This window comes from Methylocystis suflitae (genome assembly GCF_024448135.1).
Taxonomy (GTDB): Bacteria; Pseudomonadota; Alphaproteobacteria; order Rhizobiales; family Beijerinckiaceae; genus Methylocystis; species Methylocystis suflitae.
This window is the reverse complement of record NZ_JAMRYX010000104.1, coordinates 1-22483: the sequence shown is the minus strand read 5'-3', so window position 1 is coordinate 22483 and position 22483 is coordinate 1. Positions and strand designations below refer to the sequence as shown.

Below are 22483 nucleotides of genomic sequence, written 5' to 3'. Positions count from 1 at the left end.
ACCGTGCCGCCGCCGGCGATGAGGTCGTCGATGATGATCGCGGTGCGATCCTTGACGTCGCCCGCGAAAATGTCGCCAACGACGTGGCCCTCGCTTCGGTATTTATCCATGAAGGCCTTGGCCACGGGCCGCTTCAACATGCGTTCAAGCCGCAGCCGAAAAAGCTCCGCGCGCTTCTCGCCGCCAAGATCGGGAGAGACAACAGCGGCAGGCCTGTCCCCGATGTTGGCCATGACATGACGCGCAAACAGCGCCTGAGCGTCAAGGTGAACCGTCTCGCAACGAAAAGCGTTCTGAAAGGCGGCGATGTTATGTACGTCGACGCAGACCACACGATCCGTTCCGAGCGCTTCAAACAGCTGCGCGACATAGCGCGTGGTGACCGGATCGCGGGGCTTGGTGCGCCGGTCCTTGCGCGCGAAGCACAGATAGGGCGTGACGGCCGTGACGCGCTGAGCGCCCGCGTCCTTCAGCGCGCCAACGAAGAACAGCAGTTTGCAGAGCTTGTCGGCGCTGCTCGCGATGTGATCGCCATTCAGGGTGAAGACGACGTAGCAGTCGCGGCCGCGCACATTTTCGAGCGGCCTGATCTTATATTCGCCGTCTTCGAACTCGCGGTCTTCCTGCGCCGCGAGTTCAGCGCCAAGCGCCTGTGCGACGTCTTCGCCAACGGATATGCTTGCGCCGAGCGCAAATAGCGCAAGGCTGCCATCCGCTGTTTCGCGCGTCGCCCGTCTGGGCGCGCCCTCCAGAACATGCGCCGAAATCGCGGTGAGCGCCGAGTCGATCGTGCTCCCGTCTTCCGAAAGCGGCGCCACCAGAATTTCCACAATGGCGCGAGCGCGTCCACGTTCCGCGCTGGTGTATTGCGCGAGCAGGGGTTGGCCGGTGCGCCGCACCTCCTTGAACAGACGACGCAGCCGCACCGCGCCGCGGCGATTTCCCGCTTTGCTCAGCCTGTCGCCGATCCGGTAGGGGCCAAGCAACATCGCCGCGGCCGACGCGCCTTCGGTTAGGACGCCGTCGTCGTCCGGTCCCTCAAATTGATGAACGAACACGGTTTCGGCTGCGCCGCGCTCTTCCGGCGCAAAGCTGATCGCGCTTCGCCGCGGCGCAACGGCGCCGGCGCGCGCCGCCTCCCAGCGCTCATGTACGAGATCGAGTTCCAGTCGTTTCGGCTGAGGCGCGAAGTCCAGACGCTCGAAAAGCCGCTTGAGCGGTGGTTCGGTCTGCGCCATCGTCGTCATTTCTTGAAACCTTCTGTCGTTGCAATGACGTTATTCGTCCACCGCGCCGCGACTTGCGCAAAGATGTTCGACAAACCATTTGGTCGCGCGCTCGACGGCGCTCTCCAATGTGCCGGGTTCCTCGAAGAGATGGGTGGCGCCGGGAACGATGTCGAGACGGTTCCGGCATCTGAGCAGCTGCTGCGCGCTGCGATTGAGTTCAATCACGCCATAGTCCAGTCCGCCGACGATCAGCAACGTCGGCGCTTGAACTCGCCGCAGCGCGTCGCCTGCAAGATCTGGCCGACCGCCGCGCGAGACGACGGCGGCGACGCGCGGTTCGTCGGCTGCGGCGACGAGCGCGGCGGCTGCGCCCGTGCTCGCCCCGAACAAACCGATGGGCAAGCGACCAATATCGCTGTCCCTCGTCCAGTCGATTGCCTCGCTGACGCGCGCGCCGAGCAGTTCAATGTCGAAAACATTGCGGCGGAGCTCGCCTTCCGTGGCGGTCAGGAGATCGAACAGCAAACAGGCGAATCCCTGCGCGACGAGTCGCTCGGCGACATATCTGTTGCGCGGACTAAAGCGTGAGGAGCCGCTGCCATGCGCGAAAATGACAAGCCCCTGCGGCGATTGGGGCAGGTACAGCGATCCCTCCAATCGATGGGGGCCAATTGCGACGTCGGCGGTCGTGAAGTCGCTCGTCATAGGGACCTCGTGCAGATGGGACGTTTCAGCCTACATGGCGTCCTACATGGCGTCGCAGTATGAATCTTTCTTCTGGAGAAACGCTCAGCCCTCGCCATATTCCATTAAGGACGCTCGCTTGTCCGCCTCAGCTGAGAGGAGGTTCGCATGCAAACGCAGCCGAAGATAGATTTCCAGGGCGTTGAGCCTTCATCCCGCCAGCAAGAACACATCATGCGGCAGATAGAAAAGCTTGAGGATCGCTACGGACGTGCGACAGCCTGTCGCGTCGTCGTGAAGGGTCCGGGCGCGCATCATCACACGGGCGGGCTTTATGAGATCAACCTGCATCTCGTCCTTCCAAACAAGCGCGAGGTCGCGATCGAGCGCACGCCCCATCAGGATGAGCGGTTCCAGGATTTCGATTTCGCGCTCAATGACGCGTTCAAGCGGGCGCGACGCCGGTTGCAAGATCAGGTGCGGCGCATGCGCGGCAAGGTGAAACATCACGAGACCGCGCCGACCGGCGTCGTGAAGAAAATGGTGGCCGAGGATGGCTACGGCTTCATCGAAGCGCCCGACGGTCGCGAGATCTACTTCCACCGCAACAGCGTTGAAGGTTCCGAATTTGACGCGTTGAAGCCCGGCGTGCGCGTTCGCTATAGCGAGGAGGAGGGCAGAGAGGGCCCCAAGCAAGCCGCGTGACGCCGCTCGGCCGCGACGCCGCCTGAACTGCCGGCGATGGCCGCTGCGGGCGATCAGGTCGCGACCGGGCGATGCGAGCATTTTCCGCATGACGCCGACATCGGCGTGCGCGGCTATGGCGCGACGCCGGACGAAGCCTGCGAGCAGGCCGCGCTCGCGATGATGGCGGCAATTCTCGATCCCGCGACCGTTCGGCTTGAGCAGACGGTGGACTTTGCGCTCGAAGCGCCCAGCCTCGACCTGCTGCTCGTCGACTGGCTCAACGCGCTCATATACGAGATGGCGGAGCGTCGGATGGTGTTTGGCGCGTTCCACGTAAAGATCGAGAACGATCGACTCAAGGGCCGCGCTCTCGGCGAGGCAGTGTCGCGCACGCGACACGCGCCCGCCGTGGAAGTGAAAGGCGCGACCTACACCGAACTTGCCTTCGTCGAGGATAGGCCAGGACTTTGGCGCGCGCAGTGCGTCATCGACGTTTAGGCGCGGGAGGATGCGATGGACGTTTCACGTTTCGAAAAGCTCTCGGAGACGGCGTGGCGAATTGCGCCCTTCGGCGACATGCGCGTGCCGGCGATCGTTTATGCGACTGAAGACCTCATCACGGAAATGGACGACAAGGTCTTCGATCAGGTGACCAACGTCGCGAAATTGCCGGGCATCGTGCGCGCTTCCTACGCCATGCCCGACGCGCATTGGGGCTATGGCTTTCCTATCGGCGGCGTTGCTGCTTTTGATGCAGACGAAGGCGGCGTGGTGTCCGCTGGCGGCGTCGGGTTCGACGTCTCCTGCGGCGTGCGCACGCATCTGACGCATCTGACGCGCGAGCAGGTCGTTTCCGTTCAGCAGGAACTCGCCGACGCGCTCTTTGAGCATGTGCCGGCTGGAGTTGGTTCACAGGGCGAGATCGCCCTCGATGAGCAGGGCATGAACGCCATGCTTCTCGGTGGCGCGCAATGGGCGATCGAGCGCGGCTTCGGGCGGCCAGAGGATCTCGATCGGATCGAGGAGAGAGGATGCGCGTCGGGCGCCGATCCTGCCGCAGTGTCGGAACATGCACGAAAACGCCAGCGGCGCGAAATGGGCACGCTGGGGTCGGGCAATCATTATCTGGAGGTGCAAGAAGTCGCCGAAATCTTCGATGATAAAATCGCCGCCGCATATGGCCTCGTCAAAGGCGCGTGCGTTGTGACGATCCATTGCGGCTCGCGCGGCCTCGGCCATCAGATCGGCACGGAATATTTGCGCGAGATGCTGCTGTCGGCGCCAAATTACGGGATCGAGTTGCCCGATCGTGAATTAGCCTGCGCGCCGATCAAATCGGAAGTCGGCCAGAAATATCTCTGCGCCATGCGCGCGGCGATCAATTGCGCGCTCGCCAATCGCGAGATCATCGGCCATCTGGCGCGACAGGTCTTCGCCAGATTTTTCGCGCAGGAAGACTTACCGCTCATGTTTGATGTTTCCCACAACACATGCAAGGTCGAGCGCCATGCGGTCGACGGCGAGACGCGCCAGCTTTTCGTTCATCGCAAGGGCGCGACGCGCGCGTTCGGTCCCGGCCATGAAAGTTTGCCGGAGGCGCTGCGGCCTTATGGGCAGCCGGTGCTGATCGGCGGCAGCATGGGCGCGGGCTCCTATGTTCTCGCCGGCGTGAAGACGAGCGAGCCCCAGGCGTTTTCATCCGCCTGTCACGGCGCGGGCCGACGCATGAGCCGCCATGCGGCGACGCGGACCTGGGGCGGGCGCCAAGTCGTTGACGAACTTCGCGCACAGGGGATCATCGTCAAGAGTCCGTCGCTGCGCGGCGTCGCTGAAGAGGCGCCTGGCGCCTACAAGGACGTTCGCGCGGTCGTCGATTCCGCCGAGGCGGCAGGATTGGCGCGAAAGGTCGCCTTTCTGAAGCCGCTCATTTGCGTCAAGGGCTGAGAAAGCAGCGCGACGATGGAGTCGATCCCCCATAGTGGAGTGAGCGCCATTGGCGACGCGGGCTTGCCCTCAATTGCCGAGAAGGTTCGATTTCTCAGCGCGCCCGGCGCCTATTCGCACGCTCCCGCGTCGGTGGCGGTGCTGGAAACGCATATGTCCTATGTCTTTCTGGCAGGCGATAAGGTCTACAAGCTCAAGAAGCCGGTTCGCTATCCTTTTCTCGACTTCTCGACGATCGATGCTCGCGAACACAATTGTCGCGAGGAGGTGCGCCTCAACCGCCGGCTCGCGGCCGATGTGTATTTGGGCGTCGCGCCGCTGACCTGTGATCGGATGCGCCGCATGGCGCTCAGCGGCGATGGCGCCGTCGTCGACTGGCTTGTCGTGATGCGCCGCCTGCCGCGCGACGCGATGCTCGATCGGCTGATTGCCGAAGAGCGCTTGAGCGCGGCGCAGATCGACATGCTCTGCGACACCTTGGCGGCGTTCTATCGCGGCGTGGAACGCTCCTCGATCAGCGCCGAGGATTATGCGCTGCGGTTTTTTCGCGAGCAGGAAAAGAATCGAGACGTTCTGACGCGGCGGGATTTCGCGCTCGACCATGGGCGCACGCCCGTTTTGCTCGACCTTCTCGACGCAAGACTTTCGGCCAGCCGATCGCTGTTGCAGGAGCGCGTCTTTCAGGGCCACGTCGTCGACGGGCATGGCGACTTGCGCCCGGAGCATATCTGCTTTCGCGACCCCATCGCCATATTCGACTGTCTGGAGTTCAACGCCGAACTGCGCCAGGTCGATCCCTTCGATGAGCTCGCCTATCTTGGCGTCGAATGTGCGCTGCTTGGCGCGAATGCGCTCGGCGTCGAACTCGTCGGCAAAGTGGCGCAGCGACTCTCCTGCGAACCCCCGCGACGTCTGGTGTCGCTTTACGCGGCTTGGCGCGCGGTGCTGCGCGCGCGGCAGTCTGTGGCGCATCTTCTCGATGATTCGCCACGTGAACCAACGAAGTGGGAACCGCTGGCGACGCACTATCTTAATGTTGCGCAGTCGGCGCTCGCCGCCGACAATCGGATGGGGAAGTGAGGGCGCCATGTCCTTTTACGACCGAACCGACGCTGGACGTCGCCTTGCCGCCGAGCTTGAGAAATTCAAGGGCGAGGATGTTGTCGTCTTCGCCCTGCCGCGCGGCGGAGCGCCCGTCGCCGAGCCGATCGCGGTTTTGCTGAAGGCGCCTCTCGATCTCGTGCTCGTCAGGAAAATTGGCGTGCCCTTCCAGCCGGAGCTGGCGATGGGCGCCGTGGCGGACGGCGGCGCTCCGGTGATCGTGCGCAATGAGGATGTGATCGCCATGGCGGATGTGAGCGAACAAGAGTTTGAGAGCGTGTGCGCGCGCGAACTTGAGGAGATCGAGCGGCGCCGGCAGCTCTATCTTGGCCGCCGGGAGCGACCGGCGGCGAAAGGACGCATCGCCATTGTCGTCGACGACGGCGTCGCCACCGGCGCGACGACGCGCGCGGCCTTGCGCGCCGTCCGCGCTCGCGGACCCAAAAAGCTTGTGCTGGCCGTGCCGGTCGCGCCTCCAGATACGCTGGAGTCTCTTAGCGCTGAAGTCGATGAGATTGTTTGTCTTGAGACGCATCGCGCGTTCGGCGCGATAGGCTTTTTCTACCGTGATTTTCGCCAGATCAGCGATGAGGAAGTGATCGAAATCCTCAACCGATGCGCCAAGAAGGCCGGGGACGCGTCGAACGCGACGATCTGAGCAGCCGAACAGAGCGTATTGCATCTTTGTCGTCGATATCAGCCACCTGAAATCAGCCATAATCGCCCAAAAAGCTCAGTCCGCGGCTTTTGGGAGATCAACCATGCGTCAAAACAGCGGATCGATTCTTTTTGCCGCGCTTCTCTTCACGGCGGCCCCGGCGCAGGCTTTCGAGAGCCCGATCAATCGCGGTCCGCTCGCCGACTTCCTCAATGTCTTTCGCGAGCAGGCGATACCGCGGCAGGTCGTCTCTTGGCGCCATCCGCAATTCAAGCGCGGCACGGTCGTCATCTCGACCAAAGACCGTCGGCTTTATTACGTGCTCGGAGACGGAAGCGCGATTGAATATGGCGTCGGCGTCGGCCGAATGGGCTTCACCTGGGCTGGCGTGAAAACGATTTCGCGCAAGCGCGAGTGGCCGGACTGGAGTCCGCCGCCGCAGATGCTCAAGCGCAGACCGGATTTGCCGCGCCATATGGCCGGCGGCATGGAAAACCCGCTTGGCGCGCGCGCGCTCTACCTCGGCTCGAGCCAATATCGCATTCATGGCTCCAACGAGCCGGACACGATCGGCGCCGCCGTGTCATCGGGCTGCATCCGCATGACCAACAAGGACGTCGTCGATCTCTACAGTCGCGTTAAGGTGGGGACGAAAGTCGTCGTGCTCAATTAAGGGCGCCCGGCGGTCATTCTGTCCTCGGGCGTACGGCTTCGCAGACCAAGCGCTGGCGCCAAACGCCGTAGCGCCAGGGCGTAAGCGGGCGCGCATCGGCGCGCAGGGTTTCGGGCACGGGGTCGAAACCCGCGCCGCCGCCCGGACGGCAGCGGCAGATGCGCGCGAACCCCATCCAACCGCCAGCCCATAAGCCATGTTTGGCGATGGCTTCGTCGGCATATTCGGAGCAGGTGGGCGCATAGCGGCAGAAGCGTCCTGCGAAGGCCGAGAAGGTGACGCGATAGACGAAGATCAGCGCGCGCGCGGCGCGAGCGGGCAGGGATCGCAGGGCAAGGAGGGTCGGCACAAACACAATCTATTTCCGCCAGACGCGAATCTGAAGGGCGCGCGATACATTTCCGGGCCTGAGCGAGACGGCTAGCTTGCATTGAGAGCAGCAAACGGAGCCGCCCGCAATGTTCGACGCAGCGCATTTTGCCGTGCTCTTCCACCATTACGGCTATGGAGCGGTGACCACTTATGCGCTCGGCGGGCGCCGAGATCGTGAAGGTGGAAGGCCCCTCATCGTCGCCTGGCGATATTACAAGGCCAATGAGGAAGCCCTGACCGCTCGCGGAGGAGGAATTGGGGAAGGATCGGTTTCCTGAGAAGTGGGCGGGGGATGCATCAGTCCGATTCTCGATAGACGATGGTGTTGAAACCCTCAGACTGCGCCGGAGGCGTAAAATAGCTCGTGATCAAATCGAACTGATCGTCTGTTACAAGGAACTCGTGCTCGCCGCGAGCGTAACGCGCATGCATGCGCGCTCTGCAAAGAACGTCTGAAGCCTTCAGATAATGAAGCTGATGCGCGACGCCGGCGTTCTCGAAAATGCCGCGCATCCATTGCCGAGTAGCGACGGTGTTCGCCGGGAAATCGAGAACGACCGACAGATCCGCGCGCAGCACATCCTCTATATGCGGGCCTATCACATCGCGGAAACGCGCCGAGTAACGCACATAATCCACTACCGAATGCATTTCGGGACCGTAAAGGCGTTTCATCCACCTGTCTTCGCTGAGCAGCAAGGTCGCCGGCGCCGCGGCGAGGCGATTGCAGAGCGTCGATTTGCCGGCTGCGATCTTGCCGCAGACCAAATGGAGGGTGGGTTGATGCGTAGTCACGATCATCATCCGCCAGTCGGAATTCGAAAACGAACCTCGGCGTTATATTGAAAAAGGCCGCCCGGCGAGGGCGGCCTTTTCGATCTTAGCGTGTTGCGCAGCCTCACTCCGCAGGCGGCAGCGCCGGCGCAGGCTCGGCCGCTTCGGCGCCGCGCTGCTCGATGATGAGTTCGTCGCGCCCGCCGGCGACGGCGCGGAACTTGGACATCGCAGCGCCGGTGCCGGCCGGAATGAGTCGGCCAACGATGACGTTCTCCTTGAGGCCGACGAGCGGGTCGATCTTGCCGTTGACGGCGGCCTCGGTGAGGACGCGGGTCGTCTCCTGGAAGGAGGCGGCCGAGAAGAAGGAGCGCGTCTGCAGCGAGGCCTTGGTGATGCCGAGAAGCACCGGCGTGCCCGTCGCAGGCTTGCCGCCATTCTCGAGCGCCTTGGCGTTCGCCTCCTCGAGCTCCAGCTTGTCGACTTGCTCGCCTTCGAGGAAGCCGGTGTCGCCCGGATCGACGATGTCGATCTTCTGCAACATCTGACGCACGATCACTTCGATGTGCTTGTCGTTGATGTTGACGCCCTGCAGCCGGTAGACCTCCTGGATCTCGTTGACGAGGTAAGCCGCAAGCTCCTCCACGCCCTTGATCGCCAGAATGTCGTGCGGCGCCGGATTGCCGTCGACGATGTAATCGCCCTTTTCGACGACGTCGCCATCCTGAAGGTGGATATGCTTGCCCTTCGGGATCAGATATTCGACCGGATCCGCGCCTTCCTCGGTCGGCGTGATGGTGATGCGCTGCTTGTTTTTGTAGTCCTTGCCGAAGGCGACCGTGCCGGAGATTTCCGCGATGATCGCGTGATCTTTTGGACGGCGCGCCTCGAAAAGCTCCGCGACGCGCGGCAGACCGCCGGTGATGTCGCGGGTCTTGGCGCTCTCCACCGAAATACGCGCGACAATGTCGCCGGCCTTCACCGTCGAGCCCGGTTCGACGGCGATGATCGAGTCGACGGGCAGCAAGTAGCGCGCGTCGCCGCCACGGGCCAGCTTGACGATCTTGCCGTCGGGGCCCTTGATGACGATCGACGGCTTCAGGCTGGCCGAACGCAGGTTGAGGCGGTAGTCCATGACCATGCGCTTGGTGATGCCGGTCGACTCGTCGACCGTCTCCGACATCGATTGCCCTTCGACGAGCTCCTCGAAGCCGATGACGCCGTCGACTTCGCTGATGATCGGACGCGTGTAAGGGTCCCACTCGGCCAGTCGCTGGCCGCGCTTCACCTTGTCGCCCTCGTCGACCTTCATTTTGGCGCCATAGAGGAGGCGGTTCACCGCCCGCTCCTCGCCATTCGGGCCGAGGATCACGATGGCGACGTTACGCGCCATGACGATGAGATCGCCGTCCGAGTTGCGAGCGAGATGGCGGTTGCGCACATGCACCTTGCCCTCGAAATTCGACTCGATGAAGGACTGGTCAGCCAGCTGCGCCGCGCCGCCGATGTGGAAGGTGCGCATGGTGAGCTGCGTGCCCGGCTCCCCGATCGACTGCGCCGCGATGACGCCGACGGCCTCGCCCATATTGACGGGCGTGCCGCGCGCCAGATCGCGTCCATAGCACTTGGCGCAGACGCCGTTCTTGGCCTCGCAGGTCAGGACCGAGCGGATCTTCACCTCCTGAATGCCGGCGGCGTTGATCGCGTCGATGTGCTGCTCCTGGATCATCTCGCCGGCGGGCACGATCACGGTCTTGCCGTCCTGCGACATCAGATCTTCCGCCGCGGTGCGGCCGAGGATGCGTGAGGTCAGCGAGGCGACGACCTGTCCCGCGTCGATGATCGCGCGCATGCGGATGCCGTTCTGCGAGCCGCAGTCGGTCGACGAGATGATGGAATCCTGCGCGACGTCAACGAGGCGGCGCGTGAGATAGCCCGAGTTCGCCGTCTTCAACGCCGTGTCGGCGAGACCCTTACGGGCGCCATGCGTGGAGTTGAAGTATTCAAGGACGGTGAGGCCTTCCTTGAAGTTCGAGATGATCGGGCTCTCGATGATCTCGCCCGAGGGCTTGGCCATCAGTCCGCGCATCGCCGCGAGCTGCTTCATCTGCTGCGGCGAGCCGCGCGCGCCGGAATGCGACATCATATAGATCGAGTTGATCGGCATGTCGCGGCCGTGCTCGTCTTTGCTCACGGACGAGATGCGCTGCATCATCTCCTCGGCGAGCTTGTCGGTGCACTTCATCCAGGCGTCGACAACCTTGTTGTATTTTTCGCCCTGGGTGATGAGGCCGTCGTTATACTGCTGCTCATACTCCTTGGCCGCCGCGCGCGTCTCGGAGACGATCGCCTCCTTGTTTTCCGGCACGACCATGTCGTCCTTGCCGAAGGAGATTCCCGCCTTGAAGGCTTCGCGGAAGCCAAGCGACATGATGCGGTCGCAGAAGATGACCGTCTCCTTCTGACCGCAGTTGCGGTAGACGGTGTCGATCATGTTCGAGATTTCCTTCTTGGTCATCAGTCTGTTGACGACGTCAAAGGGAATCTTATCGTGCCGCGGCATGAGCTGGCCGAGCATCATGCGGCCGGGCGTCGTGTCGAAAATCTTCGACACGCGCTTGCCCTTCTCGTCATAGGTCCAGGCGCGGCCCTTGATCTTGGTGTGGAGCGTGACTGCCTTGGCGGCGATCGCGTGCTCGATCTCGCCCTGGCTCGCGAAGGCCATGCCCTGTCCGGGCTCGCCGTCGCGCTCAAGCGTGAGATAATAGAGGCCGAGAACGATATCCTGCGACGGCACGATGATCGGCTGACCATTGGCCGGATGCAAGATGTTGTTCGTTGACATCATCAGCACGCGCGCTTCGAGCTGCGCTTCAAGCGACAGCGGCACATGCACGGCCATCTGGTCGCCGTCGAAGTCGGCGTTGAAGGCGGCGCAGACGAGCGGATGCAGCTGGATCGCCTTGCCCTCGATCAGCACGGGCTCGAACGCCTGAATGCCGAGACGGTGCAGAGTCGGCGCGCGATTCAGCAGCACCGGATGCTCGCGAATGACCTCGTCGAGGATATCCCAGACTTCCGGCTTTTCCTTTTCGACGAGCTTCTTCGCCTGCTTGACGGTCGCCGAATAGCCCTTGGCGTCGAGACGCGAATAGATGAAGGGCTTGAACAGCTCGAGCGCCATCTTCTTGGGCAGGCCGCACTGATGCAGCTTCAGCTCCGGACCGACGACGATCACTGAGCGGCCGGAATAATCGACGCGCTTGCCGAGCAGGTTCTGACGGAAGCGGCCCTGCTTGCCCTTCAGCATGTCGGCGAGCGACTTCAGCGGACGCTTGTTGGCGCCCGTGATCACCCGTCCGCGGCGGCCGTTGTCGAACAGCGCGTCGACGGCCTCCTGCAACATGCGCTTCTCGTTGCGGATGATGATGTCCGGCGCGCGCAATTCGATCAGCCGCTTCAGACGATTGTTGCGGTTGATGACGCGGCGGTAGAGATCGTTCAGATCCGAGGTCGCGAAGCGGCCGCCGTCCAGCGGCACGAGCGGACGCAGATCCGGCGGAATGACCGGAACTTCCTTGAGGATCATCCATTCGGGGCGGTTGCCCGACTGCAGGAAGGCCTCGATGATCTTGAGGCGCTTGGCCAGCTTCTTGGGCTTGAGTTCGGTCTTCGCTTCGGAGATCTCGATGCGCAGCGACGCGGCGATCGCTTCAAGGTCCATCGACTCAAGAAGCTTGCGGATCGCTTCCGCGCCGATCATGGCCGTGAAGGTGTCCTGGCCATATTCGTCTTGCGCGCGCAGATATTCGTCTTCCGACAGCAACTGACGCTCTTTGAGCGGCGTCAGGCCCGGATCGATGACGATGTAGGACTCGAAATAGAGGATGCGCTCAAGGTCCTTGAGCGTCATGTCGAGCAACAGGCCGATGCGCGAGGGCAGCGACTTCAGAAACCAGATGTGGGCGACGGGCGCGGCGAGCGAGATGTGGCCCATGCGGTCGCGCCGCACGCGCGCGAGGGTGACCTCGACGCCGCACTTCTCGCAGATGACGCCCTTGTATTTCATCCGCTTATATTTGCCGCACAGGCACTCATAGTCCTTGATCGGACCAAAGATGCGCGCGCAGAACAGTCCGTCGCGCTCTGGCTTGAACGTGCGGTAGTTGATCGTCTCGGGCTTTTTGATTTCGCCGTAAGACCAGGAAAGGATCTTCTCCGGGCTTGCGATCGAAATCTGAATCTGGTCGAAGGCTTGCGTCGCCACGACCGGATTGAAGAGATTCATGACCTCTTGCTGATTCATTTTCTTCTCCTGGACCGGGATGGAAACGCAGCCTGCGGTTTCCGCCGGTCGAAATCTTTTGGCGCGTCCCTTCTCCCGATAGCGGGAGAAGCTGTCATGCGAAGCATGACGGATGAGGCCCTCACCCGAGACCCGGCGAGCCGGGCCACCCTCTCCCGCAGGCGGGAGAGGGAAACGCGAACTTACTCCGCCGCCTCGACTGCCGTCGGCGGGGCTTCTTCTTCTTCCGGCTCCGCGTTGGTCAGTTCGACGTTCAGCGCCAGCGAGCGCATCTCCTTGATGAGCACGTTGAAGCTCTCGGGAATGCCTGATTCGAACGTGTCGTCGCCGCGCACGATCGACTCATAGACCTTGGTGCGGCCGGCGACGTCGTCCGACTTCACGGTCAGCATCTCCTGCAGCGTATACGCGGCGCCATAGGCTTCGAGCGCCCAGACCTCCATTTCGCCGAAGCGCTGACCGCCGAACTGCGCCTTGCCGCCCAGCGGCTGCTGGGTGACGAGCGAGTAGGGGCCGATGGAGCGCGCGTGGATCTTATCGTCGACGAGATGGTGCAGCTTCAGCATATAGATGTAGCCGACGGTCACCTTGCGGTCGAAGGTCTCGCCGGTGCGTCCGTCGAAGAGCCTCACCTGACCTGACGAGGCCAGCCCCGCCTTCTCCAGCATATCGACGATGTCCTTCTCGCGCGCGCCGTCGAACACCGGCGTCGCGATCGGAACCCCGCGCTTCAGATCCTTGCCGACCTCCACAAGGCTCGTCTCGTCGAGCGAGGCGAGTTCCGGATCGTCGCCGTAGATTTCGGTCATCGCTTTGCGCAAAGGCTTGATGTCTTTGCTGCGATAATAAGCGTCGACCGCTCGGCCGACCTGCTTGCCAAGACCGGCGCAGGCCCAGCCAAGATGCGTCTCGAGAATCTGTCCGACGTTCATCCGGCTCGGCACGCCGAGCGGATTGAGCACGATGTCGACAGGCGTGCCGTCCTCGAGGAACGGCATGTCTTCCTGCGGCACGATGCGCGAAACGACGCCCTTGTTGCCGTGACGGCCGGCCATCTTGTCGCCGGGCTGGATCTTGCGCTTCACCGCGACGAAGACCTTGACCATCTTCATCACGCCGGGCGGCAGTTCGTCGCCGCGCTGCAGTTTCTCGACCTTGTCGAGGAAGCGGTTCTCAAGCCCCTTCTTCGACTCGTCATATTGCTTGCGCACGGCTTCGATCGACGCCATCAGCGCGTCGTCCTCGACGACGAAGGTCCACCACTGCGAGCGGGGATATTCGTCGAGGATCGCCTGAGTCAGCTTCTCGCCCTTTTTGAACGACTTCGGGCCGGCGATGCCGACCTTGCCGATCAGCGTTTCGCAAAGACGCGTGTAGACGTTGCGGTCCAGGATCGCGAGTTCGTCGTCGCGGTCTTTGGCCAGACGCTCGATCTCCTCGCGTTCGATCGCCTGGGCGCGCTCGTCCTTCTCGACGCCGTGGCGATTGAACACGCGCACCTCGACGATCGTTCCCTGAACGCCCGGCGGCACGCGCAGCGACGTGTCGCGCACGTCGGAGGCCTTTTCGCCAAAGATGGCGCGCAGCAGCTTCTCTTCCGGCGTCATCGGGCTTTCGCCCTTGGGCGTGATCTTGCCGACGAGAATGTCGCCCGCCTGCACTTCGGCGCCGATATAGACGATCCCCGCCTCGTCGAGATTCTTCAGCGTCTCTTCCGAGACGTTGGGAATATCGCGGGTGATTTCTTCCGGACCGAGCTTCGTGTCGCGCGCCATCACTTCGAATTCATCGATGTGAATGGAGGTGAACACGTCGTCCTTGACGATGCGCTCGTTCAGGAGGATCGAGTCCTCGAAGTTGTAGCCGTTCCACGGCATGAAGGCGACGAGCACATTGCGCCCGAGCGCCAGATCGCCAAGGTCGGTCGAGGGGCCGTCGGCGATGATGTCGCCCTTCACCACAAGATCGCCGACGCGAACGAGCGGCTTCTGGTTGATGCAGGTCGACTGGTTCGAGCGCTGGAACTTCATCAGCCGATAGATGTCGACGCCGGGCTTGCCCGGATCAAGTTCTTCGGTCGCCCGGATGACGATACGGGTCGCGTCGATCTGGTCGACCACGCCGGTGCGGCGCGCCGAGATGGCGGCTCCGGAGTCGCGCGCCACGATCGCCTCCATGCCGGTGCCGACGAGCGGCGCGTCGGCCTTGACGAGCGGCACGGCCTGACGCTGCATGTTCGAGCCCATCAGCGCGCGGTTGGCGTCATCGTTCTCAAGGAACGGAATGAGCGCCGCGGCCACCGACACGAGCTGCTTGGGCGACACGTCCATCGCGTCGACTTTCTCGCGCGGCACGAGCATGACGTCGCCGGCGTGACGGCAGAGCACGAGGTCTTCCGTCAGATTGCCGTCCTTGTCGACTTGCGCGTTCGCCTGCGCGACGTGATATTTCGCCTCCTCCATCGCCGACAGATAGGCGACTTCGCCGGTCACCTTGCTGTCGCGCACGCGGCGATACGGCGCTTCGATGAAGCCGTATTTGTTGACGCGAGCGAAGGTCGCGAGCGAATTGATCAGGCCGATGTTCGGACCTTCCGGCGTCTCGATCGGGCAGATGCGGCCGTAATGCGTCGGGTGCACGTCGCGCACCTCGAAGCCCGCCCTTTCACGGGTAAGTCCGCCCGGGCCGAGCGCCGAGAGACGACGCTTATGCGTGATCTCCGACAGCGGATTGGTCTGGTCCATGAACTGCGACAGCTGCGACGAACCGAAGAATTCGCGCACGGCGGCCGCCGCCGGCTTGGCGTTGATCAGGTCCTGCGGCATGACCGTGTCGATATCGACCGACGACATGCGCTCCTTGATGGCGCGCTCCATGCGCAGCAGGCCGAGGCGATACTGATTCTCCATCAGCTCGCCGACCGAGCGCACGCGGCGGTTGCCGAGATGATCGATGTCGTCGATTTCGCCGCGACCATCGCGCAGATCGACGAGCGCCTTGACGACCGCGAGGATATCCTCGCGGCGCAGCGTCCGCGTCGTGTCCGGCGCGTCGAGATCGAGGCGCATGTTCATCTTCACGCGGCCCACGGCCGAGAGATCATAGCGCTCGGGATCGAAGAACAGCGAGTGGAACATGTTTTCCGCCGTGTCCATCGTCGGCGGCTCGCCCGGGCGCATAACGCGGTAGATGTCGAACAGCGCTTCTTCGCGGATCGAGTTCTTGTCGACGGCGAGCGTATTGCGGATGTACGGGCCGATATTGATGTGGTCGATGTCGAGCACCGGCAGCTCGTCGAAGCCCTTTTCGATCAGCAACGGCAGCGTCTTCACGGTGATCTCGTCGCCCGCTTCGGCGAAGATCTCGCCGGTGGCGGGGTCGAAGAGGTCCTGCGCGAGATATTGGCCGTAGAGCTCTTCGGGCGCGACGCGAATCGCCTTCACGCCCTTCTCGGCGAGTTGGCGCGCGGCGCGCACGGCGAGCTTCTTGCCGGCTTCAAGAATCACCTGGCCGGTGTCGGCGTCGACCATATCGGCGACGGCCTTCACGCCCTTGATGCGCTCGGCGTCGAACGGCATGCGCCAGTTCTCGCCGTCCTGCGTGTAAAGGATCGTCTTGTAGAACGTCGACAGAATCTCTTCGCCGTCGAGGCCGAGCGCGAACAGCAGCGACGTCACCGGAATCTTGCGGCGGCGATCGATGCGCGCATAGACGATATCCTTGGCGTCGAACTCGATGTCGAGCCAGGATCCGCGATAGGGAATGATGCGGGCGGCGAACAGCAACTTGCCCGAAGAATGGCTCTTGCCCTTGTCGTGGTCGAAGAACACGCCCGGCGAGCGATGCATCTGCGAGACGATGACGCGCTCGGTGCCGTTGACGACGAAGGTGCCGTTCGACGTCATGAAGGGCATGTCGCCCATGTAGACGTCCTGCTCCTTGATGTCCTTGACCGACTTCGCCTGCGTATCGGGATCGACGTCGAACACGATGAGGCGCAGCGTCACTTTGAGCGGCGCAGCGTAGGTCATGCCGCGCTGGCGGCACTCGTCGACGTCATATTTGGGCTGTTCGAACTCGTAGCGCACGAATTCGAGCAGGGAGACCTGCGAGAAGTCGGAGATCGGAAAGACGGACTTGAAGACGGACTGCAACCCCTCGTCAGGACGGCCGCCTTTGGGCTCGTCGACAAGGAGGAACTGATCGTAGGAGGCCTTTTGGACCTCGATCAGGTTCGGCATTTCCGCCGCTTCGCGGATATGTCCGAAGAATTTGCGGATGCGCTTGCGACCGGTGAACTTTCTCGCCGACGTCTGAGCCATGTCGCTTTTCGAGCCTCTTTCTTCGTTGAGCCGACCGTCCCGCTGCGAGAGGTCCTTGCCCGTCGGCGCTCGTCATTGCGGCGGGATTCCCGCGTCCGTGAGCGCCCTTTGTTGTTGGCCGCAGCCCCGGCGCGCCGGGGCTGCGACGATCGCGACGCCGCCAAAGGCGGCGGAAGAGTTACTTGAGTTCGATCTTGGCGCCGACCTTTTCGAGGGCGGCCTTGATCTTCTCGGCCTCGTCCTTGCCCACGCCTTCCTTGATGGGCTTGGGCGCGCCTTCGACCAGGTCCTTGGCTTCCTTCAGGCCGAGGCCGGTGATCGCGCGGACCTCCTTGATGACCTCGATCTTCTTCTCGCCAGCCGCGGCCAGGATCACGTTGAACTCGGTCTTCTCCTCCGCGACCGGCGCAGCGGCGGCGGCGCCCGGAGCGGCGGCGACGGCGACGGCGGCGGCGGCGGAAACGCCCCACTTCTCCTCGAGGAGCTTCGCGAGTTCAGCCGCCTCGAGAACGGTCAGCGCCGAGAGGTCTTCGACGATCTTTTCGAGATTTGCCATTTGTTGCGTCCTTTGAATTTGGTTTGTCTGGTTCTCGGCCTCTTAGGCCGCGTCTCGATTGGCGTAGGCTCCGAAGACGCGCGCGAGCTTGGCGGCTGGCGCGGTCGAGAGCTGAGCGATCTTGGTCGCGGGCGCCTGGATAAGGCCCACGAGCTTGGCGCGCAGTTCGTCGAGGGACGGCATCGTCGCAAGCGACTTGACGCTGTCCGGATTCAGAGCAGTCTTGCCCATGGCGCCGCCAAGGATGACAAACTTGTTGTTGTCCTTAGCGAAGGCCACGGCGACTTTCGGCGCCGCCACCGGATCGTCTGAATAGGCGATCAGGGTCGGCCCCTTGAGCAGGGGCGCGATGGAGGCGACGTCGGCGCCATCGAGAGCGATCTTGGCGAGGCGGTTCTTCGCGACCTGGACCGTTGCGCCAGCATCGCGGGCCTGCTTGCGCAGGTTTTGCAGCTGGGCCACGGTCAGGCCGGAGTAGTGAGCGACGACGACGACGCCGGTCTTCGAAAAGACTTCGCGCAACGCCGCGACCGCTTCCTTTTTCTCCGCTCTGTCCACGGTTGCTCTCTCTACTGGCGGGAAATCCCGCCGGTTGCGACATGCCGCTCGCTTGAGGCGAGCGACGCCGTAGATCCTGTCCCCGTCACGGCAACGCCGCGGCGGTTGAAGGGGCGCGAACCAAATTCGAAGGACGCATGCGGGAGCCCGTTTGCGGCCTTTAAAATTCCGGTTTCCCCGTCTGTGCAGGCCGCCTTCAAGACGACGGATCGCTCCGCCTTCTCTTTGGCCGATTGAGCCGCTACGGGGTTGAAACCCCTTGCGTGCGCCGGCAGTCTCGGACAGGACATGGCCGGACGGGACACGAGGGAGAACCCCCGGGTCCGCCGGCCTATCCACCGCCTTTTCCTAGGTCCTGTAGGGACTTAGGTCAGGCGGAAGCTCAAAACTGAAAATGGGGCCGCAGATCGATTGGCCAGCCCCGGATCGTCTATTTAAGGGGAGCGGCGCGGTTTGCCAAGGGGGAAAACGATGTTTCTCGTCCAGTTCAGCGGCGTTACCGCCGCCCCGGCGTGAACTCCATCCGCACGCGGCCGCCGCGCCCGCGCGAAAGCTCGGCGCGCCCGTAGCGCGACGCGGGACGAGAGGCGCTGCGGTTCGAAGCTTTCCCGCTGTGGCCGCCCTCGCTGGCGACGCCGGGATAGGTTGCGCCGCGCTCGCCGCGCGTCGGTCCGAAGGAGGCGAGGCAGCGGTTATAGGCGTCCGCTTCCTTGATCGCCTCGCAATCGTCGATGCTTCGCGGCGCGGCGAGCGCCGGAGCCACGAGGCCAACAAGGAATGCCGCAATCGCCAAGGTCACGCCGTGGCGAGGGGCTTCGCGAAAAAGCCTTCCAGCGGCCGCTTCACGGCGCTCGACGGCTTCCTGTCGCTGGAGATGACGGCGCCTCATCCCCTCAGCGTCGCGCCGCATTTCTTTTGCGCCTCCGCCACGATCTTCTGCGCCACCGCCTCGATCTCCGCGTCGGTCAGGGTTTTTTCGCGCGGCTGCAGGGTGACGGCGAGGCCGACCGATTTTTTGCCCTCTGGGACGCCCTTGCCCTCATAGACGTCGAAGACGGCGACATCGGCGATCAGCGACCGGTCAGCGCCCTGCGCCGCCTTCACCAGATCGCCGGCCGCCGCTGTGCGATCGACGATGAAGGCGAAATCGCGCGACACCGGCTGGAGATCGGAAATCTCCAGCTTCGGCTTGATCTTCGTCGGCTTCGCCTTGGGGGCGGGGAGCGCGTCGAGAATGATCTCGAAAGCCGCCACCGGCCCCTCGACATCGATGATTTTCAGCGCGCGCGGATGCAATTCGCCGAAATGGCCGACGATCGTCTTCGGCCCGAATTGCAGCGTCGCCGAGCGGCCGGGATGAAACCACGGCGGACCGCCGGAAACGATCTGCAGGCCGCCGACAGCGACGCCGAGCGCATTCAGCAGCGCCATGGCGTCGGCCTTGGCGTCGAAGGCGCCGGCCTCGCGCGCCGGCGCTGACCAGTGACGCCCGGCGCCCGCGAGACCGCGCCGCACGCCCGCCGCCGCCAGGCGCTGGCCGGTCTCGGTGGCGTCTAAGAAGATCTGGCCGACTTCGAACAGGTTCTGATCGCCGAGTCCGCGCGCGGCGTTGCGGCCGGCGGCTGCGACGAGGCCCGGCAACAGGCTCGGCCGCATGTCGGAAAGATCGGCGGCGATCGGATTGGCGAGCGCCAGCGACTGCTTGCCGCCGCCAAACGCCTCCGCACGCTCCTTGGAGACGAAGGACCACGTCACCGCTTCGACGAGGCCCTGGCCGGCGAGCGCGCGGCGGGCGTTGCGGGCGCGCTTCTGCATCATGGTCAGCACGGGCGGCGCGACGCCGTCGGCGCGGGGCAGCGGCGTCGAGGGCACATTGTCGACGCCGATCATGCGCACGACTTCCTCGACGATGTCGGCTTTTCCCTCGATGTCCGGGCGCCATGAAGGGACGGTGATGCGCGCGTCGTCGCCGCCGCGCTTCTCGACGGTAAAGCCGAGGCGCTGGAGGATGACCGTCGCCCGCGCGGGCTCGACATCGATCCCGGCCAGCCGGTTGATCTCACGCCAAGGGAAATCGATGACGCGCGGCTCGCGTGGAACCGCACCGGCGAGCATCAGCTCCGACGGCTCGCCGCCGCAGAATTCCAGCACGAGCTGCGTCGCGAGTTCGATCCCCGCCAGCGCAAAGGCCGGGTCGACGCCGCGCTCGAAGCGGTAGCGCGCGTCGGTGACAATGCCGAGCTTGCGGCCGGTGTGGGCGATATTCATCGGGTCCCACAGCGCCGTTTCGATCAGCACGTCGGTCGTCGAGTCATCGCAACCAGACGCCTCGCCGCCCATGACGCCCGCAAGCGATTCCGGCCCGTTGTCGTCGCAGATGACGACCATGCTGTCGTCGAGTTCATAGGTCCGTCCGTCGAGCGCGAGCAGCGTCTCGCCCATCTTGGCGCGGCGCACGACGAGATCGCCCTTCACCTTCTTCGCGTCGAAGACATGCAGCGGGCGCGCGCGGTCGAAGGTCAGGAAATTTGTAATGTCGACGAGCGCATTGATCGGACGCAGGCCGATCTCTCTCAGCCGAGCCTGCAGCCAGGCGGGGCTTTGTCCATTCTTGACGCCGCGCACGAGGCGCAGGCCGAAGAAGGGCGCGAGATGTTTGTCCGCTTCGGCGAAGTCTAGGTTGACGCCGACAGGGCAGGGGAATTTGCCTTCGACCGGCAGAATGTCCTTGTTCTTGAGGACGCCGAGCTCCGCCGCCGCGAGGTCGCGCGCGATGCCGTAAACGCCGGCGGCGTCCGGACGGTTCGGCGTCAGATTAATCTCGATGATCGGATCGTCGAGCCCGGCCCATTGCGCATAGACGGCGCCGACCGGCGCGTCCTCCGGCAGATCGATGATGCCTTCATGATCGTTGGAAAGTTCGAGTTCGGCCGCAGAGCACAGCATGCCGAGCGACTCGACGCCGCGGATGACCCCCTTGCCGAGCGTGATCTTCTTGCCAGGAATGTAGGTTCCTGGCGCCGAGAAGACGCTCTTCATGCCGGTGCGGGCGTTGGGCGCGCCGCAGACGACCTGAACGGGCGCGCCGGCGCCGGTATCGACCATGCAGACGCGCAAACGGTCGGCGTTCGGATGCGGCTTCGCCTCGATCACTTTCGCGATGGTGAAGTCTTTGAGCTGCGCGGCGGGGTCGTGCAGATGTTCGACCTCAAGGCCGATGCGCGTCAGCGTCTCGATGATCTCGCTGAGCGAGGCCGACGTGTCGAGATGTTCCTTGAGCCAGGAGAGGGTGAATTTCATTTGTAGCTTGCTTCGATCTGGCAGGGCTGAGTCGCCCGCGCGTCATGCCCGCGCTTGTCGCGGGCATCCACGCCGCGAGGCTGCATATGTGTCAGAGGCATTGGCGACATGGTTCGTGCGTTCTCTTAAGTTTCGCAATGTTTCGGCATGGATGGCCGGGACAAGCCCGGTCATGACGCGGAGAGATTGTCGTTAGCCGCTCAATCCGCCGGCGAGCGTCGGGAAGTCGAGCGGCCTGAATCCGTAATGCTCCAGCCAGCGGGTGTCGGCGTCGAAAAAGGCGCGCAGGTCCGACATGCCATATTTCAGCATCGCCAGCCGGTCGACGCCGACGCCGAAGGCGAAACCCTGATAGCGGTCGGGATCGATCCCGCAATTTCTCAGCACGTTTGGGTGAACCATGCCGCAGCCTAGAATCTCCATCCAGTCTTCGCCCTCGCCGAAGCGGATTTCGCCGCCCTGGCGCCGGCACTGAACGTCGACCTCCATCGACGGTTCGGTGAAGGGGAAGAAGGAGGGACGAAAGCGCAGCTTGACGCCCTTCACCTCGAAGAAGCTCCTTAAAAATTCTTCGAGCGTCCATTTGAGATGCCCCAGATGCGTGGTCTCGTCGATGACGAGTCCCTCGATCTGATGGAACATCGGCGTATGCGTCTGGTCGAAGTCGCAGCGGTAGACCCGGCCAGGGCAGATGACCCGGATCGGCGGCGCCTGCGACAGCATGGTGCGCACCTGCACCGGGCTCGTATGGGTGCGCAGCAGCCGTTTCTCTCCTGACTCGGCGGTCAGAAAGAACGTGTCCTGCATCTCCCGCGCCGGATGCCCTTCCGGGAAGTTGAGCTTGGTGAAATTATAGTCGTCGCTCTCGATGTCCGGCCCCTCGGCGACCGCGAAGCCCATATCGGCAAAGATGATGGAGAGCTCGTCCGTGACCTGGGAAATCGGATGGATGCGACCGCGCTCCAGCGGACCGGCGGGCGCAGGCAGCGTCATATCGAGGGTTTCGGCTTTAAGGCGCGTCTCCAAAGCCGCTTCGGCAAGCTGCTCGCGTCGCGCGGCGATCGCCTCGGCCGCCTTGTCCTTCAGCGCGTTGATCTTCGCGCCCTCGGTCTTGCGCTCGTCGGGCGACATTTTGCCCAGCGTCGCAAGCAGCGCCGAAATCGCGCCCTTCTTGCCGAGTGAGGAGAGGCGCACGGCTTCGAGCGCCGCCTCGTCGGCGGCCTCGTCGATCTGGCGCAGCGTATCTTCTTCGAGTTTGGCGAGGTCGGTCATGTCGGTTTCGATGTTCGCGAAGGCCATTGCGTCCTCATCCTGAGGAG

18 protein-coding genes are annotated in these 22483 nt (G+C 63.5%); 7 read left to right on the top strand and 11 right to left on the bottom strand.

Features of this window, described 5'->3' with window-relative positions; genetic code table 11:
• On the bottom strand, window positions 1–1247 hold a 1247-nt coding region (gene prs / locus NEI07_RS09085), incomplete at its 3' end, for a ribose-phosphate diphosphokinase (protein WP_256034137.1).
• Between the two features lie 30 nt (window positions 1248–1277).
• Window positions 1278–1934: a dienelactone hydrolase family protein gene (locus NEI07_RS09080; protein ID WP_256034136.1), complete on the bottom strand. Its 657-nt coding sequence runs from the start codon at window positions 1932–1934 to the stop codon at window positions 1278–1280.
• A 147-nt stretch (window positions 1935–2081) separates the two neighbouring features.
• Between NEI07_RS09080 and NEI07_RS09075 the strand changes: the two genes are divergently transcribed.
• The 6 genes from NEI07_RS09075 (at window position 2082) to NEI07_RS09050 (ending at window position 6976) form a co-directional block, all read left to right on the top strand.
• Window positions 2082–2618: an HPF/RaiA family ribosome-associated protein gene (locus NEI07_RS09075; protein ID WP_256034133.1), complete on the top strand. Its 537-nt coding sequence runs from the start codon at window positions 2082–2084 to the stop codon at window positions 2616–2618.
• 36 nt (window positions 2619–2654) lie between these two features.
• Complete coding sequence (locus NEI07_RS09070) at window positions 2655–3098, top strand: archease (protein WP_256034131.1); 444 nt, start codon at window positions 2655–2657, stop codon at window positions 3096–3098.
• Between the two features lie 15 nt (window positions 3099–3113).
• Window positions 3114–4544, top strand: coding sequence for an RtcB family protein (locus tag NEI07_RS09065; RefSeq protein WP_256034129.1), 1431 nt, complete (start codon window positions 3114–3116; stop codon window positions 4542–4544).
• A 63-nt stretch (window positions 4545–4607) separates the two neighbouring features.
• On the top strand, window positions 4608–5624 hold the full coding sequence (locus NEI07_RS09060) for a hypothetical protein (protein WP_256034127.1): 1017 nt from the start codon (window positions 4608–4610) through the stop codon (window positions 5622–5624).
• A 7-nt stretch (window positions 5625–5631) separates the two neighbouring features.
• A complete protein-coding gene (locus tag NEI07_RS09055; protein ID WP_256034126.1) occupies window positions 5632–6303 on the top strand; it encodes a phosphoribosyltransferase in 672 nt (223 codons plus the stop codon).
• Window positions 6304–6406: 103 nt separating this feature from the next.
• Window positions 6407–6976: a L,D-transpeptidase gene (locus NEI07_RS09050; RefSeq protein WP_256034125.1), complete on the top strand. Its 570-nt coding sequence runs from the start codon at window positions 6407–6409 to the stop codon at window positions 6974–6976.
• Window positions 6977–6989: 13 nt separating this feature from the next.
• Here the strand turns inward: NEI07_RS09050 and yidD are convergent, their stop codons facing one another.
• Window positions 6990–7331, bottom strand: a complete 342-nt coding sequence (yidD, locus tag NEI07_RS09045; protein WP_256034124.1) for a membrane protein insertion efficiency factor YidD — start codon at window positions 7329–7331, stop codon at window positions 6990–6992.
• 103 nt (window positions 7332–7434) lie between these two features.
• On the opposite strand from yidD, the gene NEI07_RS09040 reads away from it, so the two are divergent.
• Entirely contained in the window at window positions 7435–7626 is a 192-nt protein-coding gene (locus NEI07_RS09040) for a hypothetical protein (protein WP_256034123.1), read from the top strand.
• Between the two features lie 19 nt (window positions 7627–7645).
• Here NEI07_RS09040 and NEI07_RS09035 read toward each other — a convergent pair whose 3' ends face one another.
• From NEI07_RS09035 to pheS, 8 genes are all read right to left on the bottom strand, one after another.
• Complete coding sequence (locus NEI07_RS09035) at window positions 7646–8152, bottom strand: AAA family ATPase (protein ID WP_256034122.1); 507 nt, start codon at window positions 8150–8152, stop codon at window positions 7646–7648.
• Window positions 8153–8246: 94 nt separating this feature from the next.
• Window positions 8247–12428, bottom strand: coding sequence for a DNA-directed RNA polymerase subunit beta' (rpoC, locus tag NEI07_RS09030; RefSeq protein WP_256034119.1), 4182 nt, complete (start codon window positions 12426–12428; stop codon window positions 8247–8249).
• Window positions 12429–12610: 182 nt separating this feature from the next.
• Window positions 12611–16750, bottom strand: a complete 4140-nt coding sequence (gene rpoB / locus NEI07_RS09025; protein ID WP_256034118.1) for a DNA-directed RNA polymerase subunit beta — start codon at window positions 16748–16750, stop codon at window positions 12611–12613.
• A gap of 178 nt (window positions 16751–16928) precedes the next feature.
• A complete protein-coding gene (rplL, locus tag NEI07_RS09020; protein WP_256034117.1) occupies window positions 16929–17306 on the bottom strand; it encodes a 50S ribosomal protein L7/L12 in 378 nt (125 codons plus the stop codon).
• Window positions 17307–17348: 42 nt separating this feature from the next.
• Window positions 17349–17864, bottom strand: a complete 516-nt coding sequence (rplJ, locus tag NEI07_RS09015; RefSeq protein WP_256034116.1) for a 50S ribosomal protein L10 — start codon at window positions 17862–17864, stop codon at window positions 17349–17351.
• Between the two features lie 496 nt (window positions 17865–18360).
• Window positions 18361–18753: a hypothetical protein gene (locus NEI07_RS09010; RefSeq protein ID WP_256034115.1), complete on the bottom strand. Its 393-nt coding sequence runs from the start codon at window positions 18751–18753 to the stop codon at window positions 18361–18363.
• On the bottom strand, window positions 18750–21164 hold the full coding sequence (gene pheT, locus NEI07_RS09005; RefSeq protein WP_256034114.1) for a phenylalanine--tRNA ligase subunit beta: 2415 nt from the start codon (window positions 21162–21164) through the stop codon (window positions 18750–18752). Before pheT ends, NEI07_RS09010 begins: the two co-directional genes overlap by 4 nt.
• Window positions 21165–21356: 192 nt before the next feature.
• Window positions 21357–22436, bottom strand: coding sequence for a phenylalanine--tRNA ligase subunit alpha (gene pheS / locus NEI07_RS09000; protein ID WP_256034138.1), 1080 nt, complete (start codon window positions 22434–22436; stop codon window positions 21357–21359).
• Window positions 22437–22483 lie beyond the last annotated feature (47 nt).

Coding starts and splice junctions, on each gene's coding strand:
- NEI07_RS09080 (WP_256034136.1), bottom strand. CDS start 1,934: ATGACGAGCGACTTCACGACCGCCGACGTCGCAATTGGCCCCCATCGA.
- NEI07_RS09075 (WP_256034133.1), top strand. CDS start 2,082: ATGCAAACGCAGCCGAAGATAGATTTCCAGGGCGTTGAGCCTTCATCC.
- NEI07_RS09070 (WP_256034131.1), top strand. CDS start 2,655: ATGGCCGCTGCGGGCGATCAGGTCGCGACCGGGCGATGCGAGCATTTT.
- NEI07_RS09065 (WP_256034129.1), top strand. CDS start 3,114: ATGGACGTTTCACGTTTCGAAAAGCTCTCGGAGACGGCGTGGCGAATT.
- NEI07_RS09055 (WP_256034126.1), top strand. CDS start 5,632: ATGTCCTTTTACGACCGAACCGACGCTGGACGTCGCCTTGCCGCCGAG.
- NEI07_RS09050 (WP_256034125.1), top strand. CDS start 6,407: ATGCGTCAAAACAGCGGATCGATTCTTTTTGCCGCGCTTCTCTTCACG.
- NEI07_RS09040 (WP_256034123.1), top strand. CDS start 7,435: ATGTTCGACGCAGCGCATTTTGCCGTGCTCTTCCACCATTACGGCTAT.
- NEI07_RS09035 (WP_256034122.1), bottom strand. CDS start 8,152: ATGATGATCGTGACTACGCATCAACCCACCCTCCATTTGGTCTGCGGC.
- rpoC (WP_256034119.1), bottom strand. CDS start 12,428: ATGAATCAGCAAGAGGTCATGAATCTCTTCAATCCGGTCGTGGCGACG.
- rpoB (WP_256034118.1), bottom strand. CDS start 16,750: ATGGCTCAGACGTCGGCGAGAAAGTTCACCGGTCGCAAGCGCATCCGC.
- rplL (WP_256034117.1), bottom strand. CDS start 17,306: ATGGCAAATCTCGAAAAGATCGTCGAAGACCTCTCGGCGCTGACCGTT.
- NEI07_RS09010 (WP_256034115.1), bottom strand. CDS start 18,753: ATGAGGCGCCGTCATCTCCAGCGACAGGAAGCCGTCGAGCGCCGTGAA.
- pheT (WP_256034114.1), bottom strand. CDS start 21,164: ATGAAATTCACCCTCTCCTGGCTCAAGGAACATCTCGACACGTCGGCC.
- pheS (WP_256034138.1), bottom strand. CDS start 22,436: ATGACCGACCTCGCCAAACTCGAAGAAGATACGCTGCGCCAGATCGAC.